We start from the raw sequence: 15,168 nt of genomic DNA, 5'->3' as shown, positions 1-15,168 counted from the left end.
GTAAAAGGTAAAAGACGAACCCTAAGAAGGGTATGGTTAGCTTATACAAAGCTTATAGGAAGCTTATACGAATCTTGGACGATTGTTATACAAAAGGTATATAAGTAATTGATTCATACTGTAATACAATAATGCCAAAAATACTAAAAACGGGGTTTCGAGGCGAAAGAAAGAGAATCCTCACCCCAATCACATACTCTCCTATTCGGAGACTTCTCCCAAGGAGAGGGGGGATATAGCGACGGAAAGGGGAAGGAATAATTAAAGAATTAACAAATTTGGAAATTAGCAAATGAGAAGTGTGATTAATTGGAGAGACTCGGAAAGAAGTTGGTTTTTTGTCATTGTGTAAAAGTTTAACATTCCTTTAATAGTTAAGAATAAAAAAAAGCATTACTTTTGCCCCAAAATTTAAATACATACAACATTATGAAGAAATTTTTATTGAGCCTTTTGGCTATCGCTACACTTGCATCTTGTAGCAAAAACGACGATGATAATAACAATAATGGTGGAGACAACGGTGGTGGTAACAATACCTCAACTGGCACATTGCCTAAGAAAATCACGATAAAAGACAACGATGGAAACCTTATGGAGGTTACTACCATTAGTTTTGAAGGAGAGAAACCTTCTACCCAATCAGTAGTAAGATACAATAGCGCAGGTGCACAAATCGGTACTCCCCAAGTTACTACTTTTACTTATGAAGGCAACCTCATCTCTAAAATAAAAAGAGAGGGGGCAGGAGTAGATAACTTCGAGAGAAGAATTTCTTATGAAAATGGGAAAATTACTTTTATAATAGAAAAAAATGAGGTAGACCCTCACACTTTTACATTCACATATGGCTACACCGGCAATAAGCTCACAAGTATATTGAAAACTTACTCTATTGATGTAGATGTAAATGGAAGCATACAAAGTCGCACCTTGTGTTATGACTATCAGTACAACTACAATGGTAATATAGTCACCAAATCAGATGTTTACTACGAAAAGAACAAAGATGGAAAAGTGATAGAGTATTCCACCGTTACAGGAACCACAGTTACCTATACACTTTCTAATGAGAATGTAGTAAAAGAAGAAGATAGTGAAAATAATCTCGTTTTCGAATATAAATACGACACTCAGCATAATTCCTTGTGCTATGATAGTGTAAAACCAGAAGATGTTTTTTCTTCACAATATGCTAAAAACAATATGTTAGAAAGTACCATTACAAGAAACGGTATAAAAAACACTTATGTTTATGAGTACACTTATAACAAAACAGGTTATCCTACTGTTGTAAAAAGGTATTCAAAAAGAGAAGATGGTGAAAAAACATTCTTAGGTACTACCGAATACGAATATTAATTCGCTTACAACCTCAAAAGAAACTGCCCTCACTGTGTGAGGGCAGTGCTTTTATAGAGAGAGGAGAGGAAAAATTAGCAAATGGAAATGTGATTAATCGGAGTTCTCGAAAAGACTCTGAAGAGAGGTGGATTTTTGCTACTGTATAAAAGTTTAACAATCTTTTAATAGTTGAGAATAAAAAAAGTAGTATTTTTGCACCCGAATTTAATTTACTTACACCATTATGAAGAAATATTTATTAAGCCTTTTGGCAACGGTTGCCTTTGTAGGTTGTGGAAGTAAGGACGATGATACGCCTGCACCTCCTCAGCGGCCTGACTTCACTCAGGCGCAACAAAATTATCTACCTACTAAAAAAGTAAAACACATCACAGCAACTTATTTAGAAGAAGATGAAAATACCTCTTACAATTCTGTAGAGTACACTGATTTTTTAAACCCTACAATTCCTCAGGGTTTATCGTTTACACTAAAGAATTTAGACTACCAATATGAGTATGACTCCGCTGGAAGAATCAATAAGATCACCTTTAAAAGTGATGATGATTTACTGATGCAAAGCACCTTTGTGTATTCAGACAACTCAGTAACAGTAACTTCTCCTCCCCCCTATGATGGTATCAGAGAGCCACGAACCATTGAGTATGGGTTCAACCTTTCTGGAAATATGTTAGGTATAGGTATGTACAACGAAAAGCAACAGCTCAAAAATTCTATGAGTGCAGGTACTTTTGTTTGGGAAAATGACAACCTTACTAAAATTAATAGAAAAACAATGGTAAATGGCGTAGAAGGAGAAAGAGGGCTTTCGTTTTCTTACAATACTGCTGTGAACAAAAATATGTTTTACCTCATCGACTTTGCAGGAGATGAATTGCATAGCTATCAGGAATATTTTGCCCATTCTATTGGTTTTATAAAAGGGAAAGCCCCTAAAAATCTCCCTACAAAAATTGTCCCTTTAGAAAAAAACTACCCTTACAGTGATTTTAAATACCCTATAGAGTTCAGCTACACTTTTGACAGCGATAACTTCGTAAAAACCATCGCCGAAAAAGAACTCAAACACCTAAGAGCTGGAGTACATTCATATATTTATATTGAAAATGATGCCAACACCTATTGGGGACAGTTGCAAACGCTTATCGCAGGTATTGAAAATAAAACAATTACTGATAAAACTTACAATTTGATTAGCGATAAAGATAATACGCTTACCTTTCAAATTACAATCCCTATGAAAGCCGAAAAAGATAGTAAAGGCAATACTATCAACCTAAATATGAATAAAGTTTGTGAGTTTAGTGTGCGCTATACTACAGAAAACAACAAGAAAAAAGCAGAAAGCATCAATATGAGTGCTACTTATTATGCTGAAATTACTACTAATTACGAATTAAATTACTAATACTATGAAAAGATTTTTATCAAGCCTTTTAGCATTAGTTGCTCTTGTAGGGTGTAATAGTAAGGACGACAATACGCCTACACCTACAAAAACTCTTTCAGAGCAACAACAAGCTTTTTTGCCTACTAAAAAAGTGCAACGCGTGAACTGTACTTACATTGAAGAAGGTGCAACAACTCCTACCCATACAAATGATTACCTAAAGACAGAATTGTACAACCAAACCTATACTTTGCGTACAGCCGAATACCTATACGAGTACGACAATGCTGGTAGAATCAACAAAGTAACTATAAAACAAGAGGGAAAACCTCAAGATGTTCGAACCTTTACCTATAAAGACTATTCGGTAATCATTTCTGCGCCTTATGACACTGAAGTGGATAGAGATTACGAATATCAATCGGTGGAATATGGACTAAATGCATCAGGAAATATACTTGGCTTTGGCGTGTACAATGAAAAACAACAGCTTAAAAGTATTATGGGTAACCTTATTCACTGGGAAGGTGATAATATTACTAAAATCACTGATAAGGATAGAGATGGAGAACCTGTCGAAACTGTTTTGACTTACTACAGCAAGGAAAACAAGAATAAATTTTTTAACGGATTTTTCTTTGAATCTAGTAATAATAGAAGTTTTATGGAGTTTTTTGAAACCCCTATTGCTTTGATAATCGGTCACGCTCCTAAAAACTTACTTAAAAAAGTAGTAGCTCCCTCTTCCCGCTACAATGGAAAAATGGAAAACAAAATCATAGACCTTGCTTATACCTTTGATAGCGATGGTTTTGTAAAGAACATTACTGAAACCGAATATTTCAGAAAAGGAACTTCGGTGGGTAATTATTATAGCGACGGTTCTTATGGAGGAAACAACGAGGCTACTACACTGTCAAACACCTTGCAAGATCTTATGACTAAGATTGACAACGGCACGGTTACTGATAAGAGCTATAAAGTTATCAGCGACAAACAAGATGAGCGTGTGATTCAATTTACGATTCCTGTAAAAGTTGAGAAGGACAGTAATAACAAACCTCTTAACCTTATGGTGGATAAAATTTGTAAATATACCCTCCGCTACACTACTGAAAACAATCAGAAAAAGCTGTCACAAATAGAATTAAATGTAATATTCAAACCTCATTTGGTTACGCATTACGAACTGCATTATTAACATAGGCTTTGAATAGGAAACAAATTGCCCGCCCTCACTGTGTGAGGGCGGGCAATTTGTTAATTAGTAAATTATCCGTACTTTTGCACCCTGAAACGAACTAAGAAATGCGAACAAGAAGTATTAAGAAAAACACTATAAACGTGGTCACCCTTGGGTGCTCTAAAAATGTATATGACAGTGAGGTGCTAATGGGGCAACTGAAGGCTGGCGGTAAGGACGTGGTACACGAGAAAAAGGGCAACATTGTGGTGATTAACACCTGTGGGTTTATCAACAATGCTAAAGAAGAGAGCATCAACACTATACTTGACTATGTGCAACAGAAAGAAGCGGGGTTGGTGGACAAAGTATTTGTAATGGGCTGCCTCTCCGAGCGCTATAAACCTGATTTAGAAAAAGAAATCCCTGATGTAGACCAATACTTCGGTACTACTGAACTCCCTGCCTTACTAAAGGCATTAGGCGCCGACTACAAGCACGAACTCATTGGCGAGCGCCTTACCACCACCCCTAAGAATTACGCTTATCTGAAAATATCGGAAGGTTGCGACCGCCCCTGTAGTTTTTGTGCGATACCACTAATGCGCGGAGCTCACGTGTCAACTCCTATAGAAGATTTGGTTACCGAAGCCGAGAAATTGGCTACTAAAGGGGTGAAAGAGCTGATTCTCATCGCTCAAGACATCACTTACTACGGACTTGACCTCTACAAAAAGCGTGCTTTAGCTGACCTACTGTGCGCCTTGGTGAAAGTAGAAGGCATTGAGTGGATACGCATTCACTACGCTTTCCCTACGGGCTTCCCAATGGACGTATTGGAAGTAATGAAGTCCGAACCTAAGATATGTAACTATTTGGATATCCCATTGCAACACATCTCTGACCCTATTTTGGCGAGTATGAAGCGCGGTACCACTCAGGCGAAGACTACTAAGCTCTTACAGAAATTCCGCGAGGCAGTGCCCGAAATGGCGATACGTACTACCCTCATTGTAGGTTACCCAGGTGAGACCGAAGAAGATTTTCAGAAGTTAAAAGACTTTGTAAAAGCGATGCGCTTTGACCGCCTCGGTTGTTTTACTTACAGCCACGAGGAGAACACTATGGCTTACGAATTGGAAGACAACGTGCCTGAAGAAGTAAAAATGGCTCGTGCCAACGAGATTATGGAATTGCAATCGCAAATATCGTGGGAGCTGAACCAGCAGAAAGTGGGCAAGACTTTCCGTTGTCTTATCGATCGCAAAGAGGGTAACTATTTTGTAGGTCGCACCGAATACGATTCTCCCGATGTAGACAACGAAGTGCTCATCGACGCTAAAAAATACTATGTAAAGATAGGCGATTTCGCTAATATAAAGATTGTAGAAGCAACGGATTACGATTTGTATGGCGAACCAGTAACAACTAATTAATAAGCACTATGAAGAAATACTTAATCGCCTGTCTCGGCAATATAGGCACTGAATACGCCAATACGCGCCACAATATCGGCTTTATGCTGGCTGATACTTTGGCAAAGAAATACGACGTGAGCTTTACCACTCAAAAGCTCGGCGACCTCACCGAATTTAAGGTGAAAGGCCGCACTTTTATCTTGCTGAAACCTTCTACTTATATGAACCTCAGCGGTAAAGCCGTGCACTACTGGATGGAAAAAGAGAATATCCCTTTGGAAAACCTCTTAGTCATCACCGACGACCTAAACATCCCCTTTGGCACCATTCGCATCAAAGGCAAAGGAAGTGACGGTGGTCACAACGGACTTAAGGATATCCAAGCACAACTCAACAGTCAGCAGTACGCGCGCTTGCGTTTTGGCATCAGCAGTAATTTTGAATCAGGGCGACAAATAGACTACGTGCTCGGCGAGTGGACGCCCGAAGAGCAAGCCCTCTTGCCCGAACGCCTCGAAAAATGTGCCGAAGCCGTCGTTTCCTACGGCTTAGCAGGGCTAAATATCACTATGAATACGTTTAACAACAAGTAACAAGCCAAGTCCTAACACCTATGACCACGCATCACATTCTCCTCATTCTTCACCTCATTGCCGCTACTATTTGGGTAGGCGGACACTTAGTATTGGCTTTTGGCTATATGACCAAAGCGCTCAAGCACAATGATTTTAGCTATATTGGCAATTTTGAAAAGACGTATGAACCCATCGGGATGCCGTCGTTAGCCGTTTTGGTGATTACGGGCATTTGGATGGCTTACGATTACAATGCGGGGCTCAGCTCTTGGTTTGCTTTTAGCAGTCCGATAGAGCGTGTGGTCTCTTTAAAAATCATCTTGCTACTCACCACGGTATGTTTTGCTATTTCGGCACAAACGCGCGTATTGCCCCAATTGCGCAAAGGCAATCTCAAGAAATTACCTGAAATGGCTGTGCACATCACCTGTGTAACTCTTATAGGGGTGCTAATGGTAATTTTGGGAAGCTTTGTAAAAAACGGGGGATTGTAATGAGAAAACATTAACTATTGACACAGCTATATTTTGATTATACAAGAACTATGGAGGCTATCTAAGAGTATTTGGATAGCCTTTATTGTTTAAAAAGAGCGTTTTATGTTTTCTTGTGAAAAATTGATAAGTAAACGAAAAGAAATGATAACAGTCCTTTAACTATAACTCTTTACCTTTGCCCCATCAGAATTATACATTTTCCATATAACTAAAATTCCAAAATTATGGATAGAATACATTCATACAAAAAACAACTACTGATGCTCGCCTGGTTCTTTGGGCTATGTGTAGCATCACAATCCTTATTCGCCCAAACGGTGAGAGGAAAAGTAGTAGATGAAGACAATATGCCCTTAATGGGTGCTACCGTGCTGGAGGTGGGCACTAAAAACGGAGTAACTTCTGATTTTGATGGTAACTTTCAAATCAACTTAAAGGACAACAATGCCTCTTTGGAAGTTTCTTATATAGGCTATAAGAACGCTATCGTAAAGGTACAGAACCGCAATAACCTTACGGTGAAACTTTTGCCGGAAACTACCGAACTAAAAGAGGTAGTGGTGGTGGGCTATGGTACCCAAAAGAAGGAAACCGTAACGGGGGCTATCTCTTCAGTGAAAGGTAACAAGTTGGTTGAAAATGCAGTCGCCAATGTTTCGAATGCTTTGGTGGGGCGTATGCCGGGGATCACTACCACTCAATCTAGTGGTGAACCGGGAAGAAACGCAACGACCATTCGCATTCGCGGGGTGAGCACGTTCAACGCCAGTAGCCAAGAGCCTTTGGTGGTAGTCGACGGTATCCAAAGTTCTATGGATGCCGTGAACGCAATGGATCCTTACGAAATTGAGAGTATCAACTTGCTGAAAGACGCTTCGGCAACAGCGGTCTATGGGGTAAAAGGGGCGAATGGCGTAGTAGTGGTTACTACCAAACGCGGCCGCTCAGGCGCTCCTAAGGTGAGCCTTACTTACAACTTCGGTATGAGTCAGCTGGCTACTAAGTTAGATTTGCTCAGTTCGTACGACTATGCGCTCTTCCGTAACGAAGCGATTCGCAATGACAACGACCCCAGTAATTTTGATAAACTCTTCAGCGAAAGTGGTTTTCACAACGAACTCTGGAAATTCAAGAACAACCGTGATTATACTCCTCAAGAGGTAGAAGCGATGAACCTCACTCCTGAACAAAAGCAAGCGCTGCTGAACAGTCCTGCGCTTTACTATACCAATCACAACTATTTTGAAGAGGCTTTCGGCGGACTGGCTCCTCAAAATCAGTTTAACTTGAACGTATCAGGAGGCAGTGAGAAAACGCGCTACTTCACTTCCTTGGGGTATTTCTCTCAAGGGGGTACTTTCAAAGAAACGAACTACCACAACGCCGATGTAAACTCTAAATATCAGCGTTATAACTTCCGTTCTAACTTTGATTTTGAACTTACTGATAATACCAACCTTACTCTTGACCTCGCTGCTGTATCTTCAAAAGTAGGGGGCATTTTGGGCAGTGAGCAGGACGGCGATGTGAACAGCGAGGTAGCTCGCAAAAAATCAATGTTGGTGCATATCTTAGCCAATACGCCTTTTGCAGGGCCTGGTATGGTTGACGGCCGTTTGATCGACGGTTATGTAGATGGCTTGAATCCTTTAGCAGGCAAAGGTGGTACAGGCTATTCGGTGTTGTCCAGCTTGCTCTGGCGACCTTACCTCACTACCTATCAAACCGACCTCAACCTGAATTTAAAACTCAAACACAAACTCGATTATATTACCAAAGGACTTTCTATTTCGGGCACCTTTTCCTATAACGATATTTACCGAAAAGGCGTAAAAAGAGAGCGCTCTATCCCTTCGTATACCGTAACGCGCAACCCCGAAAATCCTGCTGAATTGCTCTTCTTTGGCGGCCGACTCAAGCACACTACCCTCACCGACCGCTTCAAATCTAATAAATGGCGTCGCCTTTATTTTGAACTCGCGACTAATTACGAGCGTTCTTTCGGCAACCACAATATCACTGCGCTGCTTTTGGCTAACGGTCAAAAAACGTATGACCCTGGTTTTGAGTTCAACGTGCCTGCGGGCATTATGGGGCTTGCTGGTAGGGTTACTTATGATTACGATCGCCGCTACCTCATCGAAGGGAATATGGGTTATAACGGCACCGAAAACTTCGCTCCTGGCAAGCGCTTTGGCTTCTTCCCTGCTTTCTCTGTAGGTTGGGTGGTTACTAATGAAAAATTCTTCCCTAAAAACAATATTCTCACTTACTTAAAGCTCAGAGGTTCTTATGGCGAAGTGGGGAACGACCAAGTGGGGGGACGCCGTTTTCTGTACTTGCCCAGCACTTGGGGCTACGGCTATGAAGGTTACCGCAACGATGGCTATGGCGCAGGAGGTTACTATTTCGGCAGCAGCGATGGTTCGGCCAAAGACCCTTTCTATACCGGTAGTTGGGAAACCCGCGTGGGGAACCCCAATGTTACTTGGGAACGCGCCAAAAAAAGCAATGCGGGTATCGACCTGAATATGTTTAGCGACAGACTTACCATCAACGCTGATGTATTCCAAGAAAAACGCGATAACATTCTGTGGAACAGAGGTACTGTGCCGGGTATCGTGGGTTCTGATTTGCCTGCCAGCAACATCGGGAAAGTAACCAATAAAGGTTACGAAGTGCAACTGCACTGGAGCGACAAGATAGGCGATTTTACCTATGGCATAGGCGGTAACGTTTCGTATGCTAAAAACAAAATAGACTACCGCGACGAACCTAACAACCCTTATCCTTGGATGAATGAAACGGGCTATTCTATCGGTCAGTATAGAGGTTACCTCACCAATGGTTTCTACAACACTTGGCAAGAGGTGATGCAACGCCCTTATTCGCGTTTTGACGGCAACAAAGTGCAACCTGGCGACCTCCGCTATGTAGATGTGAACGGCGATGGCGTTATCGACGAGAAAGACCGTGTACCTATTGGTTATGCGAACTTCCCTCGCTATACCTTTGGCGCTAACCTGAACGTAGGCTACAAAGGCTTTGAAATCTCAGTGTTGTTCACCGGTACGGCTCAAGGCTCTATGCCTTTGGATTTCTATACGCGCAATCCTTTCTATATGACCACAGGGGCGGCTTTCCAACACCAATACGACGGACGTTGGACGCCTGAAAAAGCGCAAAATGGCATTACCCCTACCTTCCCGCGTGCTTCTATGCGCACCGGCGACAATATCAACGGATTGTTTAGCGACTTCTGGTTGCTTTCTACCGACCATATCAAGCTGAAAAACGTGGAAGTAAGCTATCTCTTGCAAAAGAAAATGTGGTTAGACAAAGCCGGCATCTCATCGGTAAAAGTATCGGTGAGTGGGAATAACCTCTATACGTGGTCGAAAATGCACGACGGTTACGACCCCGAACAACAGGATTCTAACGGGGCTGCCTCTGGATATCTATACCCTATGACGCGCACTTATAGCGTAGGGCTCAATGTTCAATTTTAAAAAATACCACCGATGAAAAAACTCATTTATACCACCTTAATCCTCGTCTTTTTCTCACAAGTATTCTCTTGTAAGTTAGAAGACCACTTCCTCGAAAAGAGTTTAGGGAGCGATGTGAACGTCGATTCTATCTTTTCGAGCCGACAAAAATCACTTTCAGCTATTGCACAAGCCTACGCGATGAGTCTACAATCGGGCATTACCTTGCGTTACGACAACGGGCGTGTGAGCGGATTGAAAGCGGGTACCCTCTCTCACCTATCGGGAGAAGTGAACGATGTGAAATTCAGCTGGGAAGACACCTATAAAATTCAGCGTTCAGGAATGGTAGCCAGCGACTCCGACGGCAAAGCCTTGAGTTCCGATGGTTTTGTGTTCAATTACCAATCTATTCGTCAGTGTTATCTCGTGATTGAGAATATTGATAAAGTGCCTGACCTTACCGAGGTACAGAAGAAAGGCATTAAAGCCGAAATGTACACCCTCATCGCCTACCGCTATGAGGAGATGTTCAAACGTTACGGGGGAGTGCCTATTATAGAAGGTACGCTTTCAGTAGATTCTGACCTCAATATCCCGCGTGCTACCTTGCGCGCTACCTTAGACCACATCATTGCCCTTTGCGACAAAGCCATTGCCGACCTACCTGACAGCTACAACGCTTCAGAAAAAGGACGTGTAACCAAAGGCATCGCTATGTGTGTGAAAGCGGAAGCACTGATGTTCGCCGCACGTCCGCTGTTCAACAGCAACACACCTTATATGAGTTTGGGAGGTAATAACAACCTGATTTGTTTTGGTACGCACGACGCTTCGTTATGGCAACAAGCTATAGAAGCAAATCAGCAAGTGATACAATGGGCAACTGCCAATGGTTATCAAATCATCAATACGGGCAACCCTTTAGCTGATCACGGTACTGCCGTGGCAACCCCTAACAACCGCGAAGTGTTGCTCGCTTTCAAATCACAACAGTTCGTGGAGGCTTATAACCCTCATAGCCAACCAGGAGGTGCCAACTCTATGAGTTACTTGCAATTGACCCAGTACTACAAAACAGATGGTACCGACCAAACGTGGACTGGTGAGAATTGGGAAAGCTACGCTACTTATGTGAGCAAGTGCAATGAATTGGAAGCTCGCTTTAAAGCCTCAGCAGCTATTGCAGGGCAACAAGCGTGGAACAACCCGAGTTCACATTACTGGTCCAGTGAGACTTTGGCTAATGCTTCTACTTGGGAAAAGAGAGCAGGCAGTGAAGGGGCTGGACGCCGTGTGAAGTTCTTTTATATGGCTGATACCCGCGATTGGTTTGAGTTTCCTATTTACCGATTGGCTGAATTCTACCTCAATCTCGCAGAAGCCTATAACGAAGCCGGCAACCCTACTTTGGCTTTGCAAAACTTAAATGTGATTCGCTCGCGCGCTGGATTGCCCGATGTTACTGAAACAGGGCAAGAGGCTTTGCGCAAGCTCGTGCAAAGAGAATGGGCGGTAGAGTTTTACGAAGAAAATCACCGTTATTTTGATATAAAGCACTGGAAACTCACTGATATCGCTAATGGTATCGTTGGAGGAGAAAAGAAAGGAGTAGTATTTGAGTACGCCCCAGGGAAATCGGAAGGGTGGAACGCGTGGGATTACGCTTCGTATGCGGTGAGAACTGTTTATACCGGTTATTGGGACAACAGTCAGTATTTAGAGCCTTTTCCTCAATCGGAAGTAAATAAAGGATATTTGGTACAGAACCCGGGATATTAGGAGTTAAGAATTAGGAATTAGAAGTTAGGGATTAGAAGTTAGAAGTTAGGGATTAGAAGTTAGGGATTAGAAGTTAGGAATTTGATATGAGAAGGTTCGACAGATGATCAGAGACTTTCTTAAAGAAAGAAAAAGAAAGCACGAACAACATAAGAAGAGGCTTTTCTGTTTGAAGATATCTTATGCTTAGTTTATACAAAGCTTATAGGAAGCTTATACGAATCTTGGACGATTGTTATACAAAGGGTATATAAGTAATTGATTCATACCATAATACAATAATACCAATAATACTAAAAACAGGGTTTCGAGGCGAAAGAAAAGAAATCCTCACCCCGACCCTCTCCCAAGGAGAGGGAGAGAGTAGCGACGGGCAGGTAGGGAAATTAGAGAATTAGTAGAGGTGTTGGACGGGGGGTCGGATAAATCAGATAAATCAGATTAGTTGGAGAGGAACTGAAGATTTTTGGGATAACCTCCTCCTGACCCTCTCAGAGAGGAGGAATGTAGTGACAGTTATTATACACGAATCAAGGGTTAAATTTAAACATCCCCCCAGCCCCCCTCAAGGGGGGAGATGTGACTAAAAAGCGATTATGTACTGTAAATCAAATATCATTATTTTTTCAACTCTTGATTCATATTACAAATATTATATCAGAATAACCTTTTGGAGTTTTTAATAAACTTAACCAATTAATAAAACAACAAAGATGAAATATAAAAATAACATATTATTTTGTAGTCTTGTGGGTTGTATGTTCTGGGCAGGTGCTGTGCAGGCACAAAGCCCATTGAATGTACCCGAAGAGCTTTCTACACTTTCTACCTCATCAGTAAAGGGGGAACAGCTCTTGAAAATGCCTGCAAGCAATTTTACCAACAGCTTGTTTGGGTTGCTACCTGGGCTCACTGTGCTACAAGGCGGGGGCATAGACAATGCCAGCCTAAACATCAGAGGGTTGGGCTCGTACAACTACCCTTCGGTTACCTATTTTATCGATGGTTACCAAAGTGATTTTATGTTGCTATCGCCTTCTGAAATCGAATCGATTACGGTACTGAAGGACGCAGCAGCCTTAGCGCCTTTTGGAATGAAAGGAGCACACGGTATCGTGTGGATTACCACCAAACGCGGGGCAGAAGGCAAGCCTGTAGTGGGGGTAGATTTCCAAACAGGCGTGCAAATGCCTACGGTACTGAGCAAACCGCTATCGGCTACTGAGTACGCTCAGCTCTACAACGAGGCTTACAGCAACGATGCAGGTGCTTGGACGAGCTTTTACAATATTCCTAACGATGTGAGATACAACACCGATTGGTACGACAAAGTGCTCAAAAAGTCGGCTTTGTTTGACCGCCAAGATGTGAGCATACGCGGAGGCTCGGCTACCACTAAGTATTTTGTGCTATTGGGGCACGCCGGCAATAGCGGTCTGTATGCCTCAAAGAACGATGACTCACATTCTAGCGGAAGGTTTGACCAATATCTTGTAAAGGCAAATTTAGACTTCAGTATGCTGAAGATATTTGAAGGAAATGTGAACATCAGTGGGCGTATAGACGACCGCAAATCACCAAATTACGACGAGCAAAAGCTATGGCAAAACTTGGCGAGCTACCCTAATATTATTTACCCCGCGCAGAATGCTAACGGTTCTTTCCCCGGCACAGCTATCCACCCCGATAACCCTTACGCTTCTATCCGAGCCTTAGGCATCAAGCAACTACACGACCGCACTTTGGGAGCTAATTTCAACCTAAAAGAAAAATTAGACTTCATCACACCAGGGTTGTATATACAACAAGGCGTATCCCTCAGTTCGTGGACACGAGGCACGCGCATTGTGAGCCGAGACTACACGCGTATGTTTAACGGCGTGGCACAAACCACCCACCGCGATAGCAACTACAAGGTAGACGACGACTGGGGCACCAACCAATGGAACCGTTTGCAGTTTTTGTTGGGTGCGGGTTATGCACGCGTGTTCGGGCAAAACACCTTTCAAACAGCGGTAAACTACTTGCAATACGTTTATAATATCGACGACAATCTCAACGGTAAAGCGGGCTTGAACAACAACTACGCTTATCAGAATATCGGTGGACGTGTGTTCTACGATTGGAACAAACGCGTATCAGCAGAATTTGGCTTTGCTTTGGGAGGTTCGGACAACTACAAGAAAGGCAATCGCTTTGGTTTTTATCACGCCCTTTCAGCTGCTTATCAAATTTTTAATGAGCAACACCCTTCGGCGAATGCCAATATCAATCGGTTGAAGTTGCGCGCTTCGGTAGGTACCACCGGTAACGATGTGTACAACGAAGGACGCTACCTATACGAACGCTATTACGGTTCTTACGGCGGAGGCGGTTTTGCCACAGGAAACGACGACCCATCGTGGCATAGTGCTATCGGACTAAAATACGTGCCTAATGAGCGTATTTTTGCCGAAAAAGCCTATAAGTACAACGTAGGCGTGGAAGCTAAATTCTTTGACAAATGGGACGTGATGATAGACGCTTTCCTCAACAAACACGAAGGTATTATCACCCCCGACTACAGTATTTCGGATATCTTCGGGGCTACCCCACCGTATAAAAATATCGGAAAGGTAACCAACAGAGGTTTTGAAGTGAGTACCCTTTACAGCAACACAGCGGGTAAATTCACTTATAGCATAGGCGCAAATGCTTCGTATGCCAAAAACAAAATAGACTATATGGCTGAGTACGACGCCACCAGCGAGCGTTCAGCGCAAACCGGCCGACCTATCGGCACGCGCTTTGGCTACGAAACCACAGGCTTTTACGACGTGAGCGATTTTGACAGCAATGGTAATCTGCTACCTTCACTGCCTAAACCTTCGTTTGGAAACGTAGTGCCCGGTGACGTGAAATACCGCGACCTGAACGGCGACAACATCATAGACCCTGCCGATAAAACCGAAATAGGCAAAAGTTGGCTACCTACCCTCACTTATGCGGGGACACTCAACCTCGGTTATGAAGGCTTTGACCTTGGGGTGCTTGTGCAAGGTGTACAAGGCAGAGAGCTAAACTTATTGGACGACGCACGCCAAAAAACGGTGGCTTTTGAGAACAACGGCAATGTGTATGCTATCGCCAAAAACCGCTGGGCTTACTATCCTGCGCAAGGTATTGACACCCGTAGCAGTGCTGAGTACCCACGCCTTTCGCTCTTGAGCAACAACCACAATACACAACCGTCCACCCTGTGGATAAAGAAAGCCAATTACCTAAGAGTGCGCTATATAGAGGTAGGCTATAGCGTTCCTAAGCGAATGCTCGACGATATAGGCGTTAGCAAATTGCGCATTTATGTGAATGCTACCAATCCGTTTACTTTCTCGCGCTTGCTTAGCGATTACGACTTAGACCCCGAAGTACTCTCAGGTTATCCTGCCCTCAAATCGGTTACTATGGGGGTTTCTTTAAAATTTTAAACC

General features: G+C 42.7%; 9 protein-coding genes. All 9 read left to right on the top strand.

The genetic code is table 11. The features are described from left to right. Nucleotides 1-429: 429 nt before the first annotated feature. The 9 genes from RCZ04_RS01150 to RCZ04_RS01110 all read left to right on the top strand — a co-directional run bounded on the left by RCZ04_RS01150 (nt 430) and on the right by RCZ04_RS01110 (nt 15,165). Nucleotides 430-1,362, top strand: coding sequence for a wall associated protein (locus RCZ04_RS01150; protein WP_460484098.1), 933 nt, complete (start codon nt 430-432; stop codon nt 1,360-1,362). Nucleotides 1,363-1,588: 226 nt separating this feature from the next. Beyond that, nucleotides 1,589-2,773 carry a hypothetical protein gene (locus tag RCZ04_RS01145; RefSeq protein WP_460484097.1) on the top strand — a complete coding sequence of 395 codons (1,185 nt, stop codon included), beginning with the start codon at nt 1,589-1,591 and terminating at the stop codon, nt 2,771-2,773. 4 nt (nt 2,774-2,777) lie between these two features. After that, nucleotides 2,778-3,956 (top strand): hypothetical protein, encoded by a 1,179-nt coding sequence (locus RCZ04_RS01140; RefSeq protein ID WP_460484096.1) that lies wholly within the window; start codon nt 2,778-2,780, stop codon nt 3,954-3,956. A 107-nt stretch (nt 3,957-4,063) separates the two neighbouring features. Then, nucleotides 4,064-5,374: a 30S ribosomal protein S12 methylthiotransferase RimO gene (gene rimO / locus RCZ04_RS01135; RefSeq protein WP_460484095.1), complete on the top strand. Its 1,311-nt coding sequence runs from the start codon at nt 4,064-4,066 to the stop codon at nt 5,372-5,374. An 8-nt stretch (nt 5,375-5,382) separates the two neighbouring features. Continuing rightward, nucleotides 5,383-5,949: an aminoacyl-tRNA hydrolase gene (gene pth, locus RCZ04_RS01130; protein WP_460484094.1), complete on the top strand. Its 567-nt coding sequence runs from the start codon at nt 5,383-5,385 to the stop codon at nt 5,947-5,949. 20 nt (nt 5,950-5,969) lie between these two features. Then, nucleotides 5,970-6,425 (top strand): CopD family protein, encoded by a 456-nt coding sequence (locus tag RCZ04_RS01125; RefSeq protein WP_460484093.1) that lies wholly within the window; start codon nt 5,970-5,972, stop codon nt 6,423-6,425. A gap of 227 nt (nt 6,426-6,652) precedes the next feature. Continuing rightward, nucleotides 6,653-9,937 (top strand): SusC/RagA family TonB-linked outer membrane protein, encoded by a 3,285-nt coding sequence (locus RCZ04_RS01120; protein ID WP_460484092.1) that lies wholly within the window; start codon nt 6,653-6,655, stop codon nt 9,935-9,937. 12 nt (nt 9,938-9,949) lie between these two features. Continuing rightward, nucleotides 9,950-11,698, top strand: a complete 1,749-nt coding sequence (locus RCZ04_RS01115) for a RagB/SusD family nutrient uptake outer membrane protein (RefSeq protein WP_460484091.1) — start codon at nt 9,950-9,952, stop codon at nt 11,696-11,698. Nucleotides 11,699-12,411: 713 nt separating this feature from the next. Beyond that, entirely contained in the window at nt 12,412-15,165 is a 2,754-nt protein-coding gene (locus tag RCZ04_RS01110) for a SusC/RagA family TonB-linked outer membrane protein (protein WP_460484090.1), read from the top strand. Nucleotides 15,166-15,168 lie beyond the last annotated feature (3 nt).

Source organism: Capnocytophaga sp. HP1101, from assembly GCF_054772415.1.
This window is presented reverse-complemented; position numbering and strand designations above follow the sequence as displayed.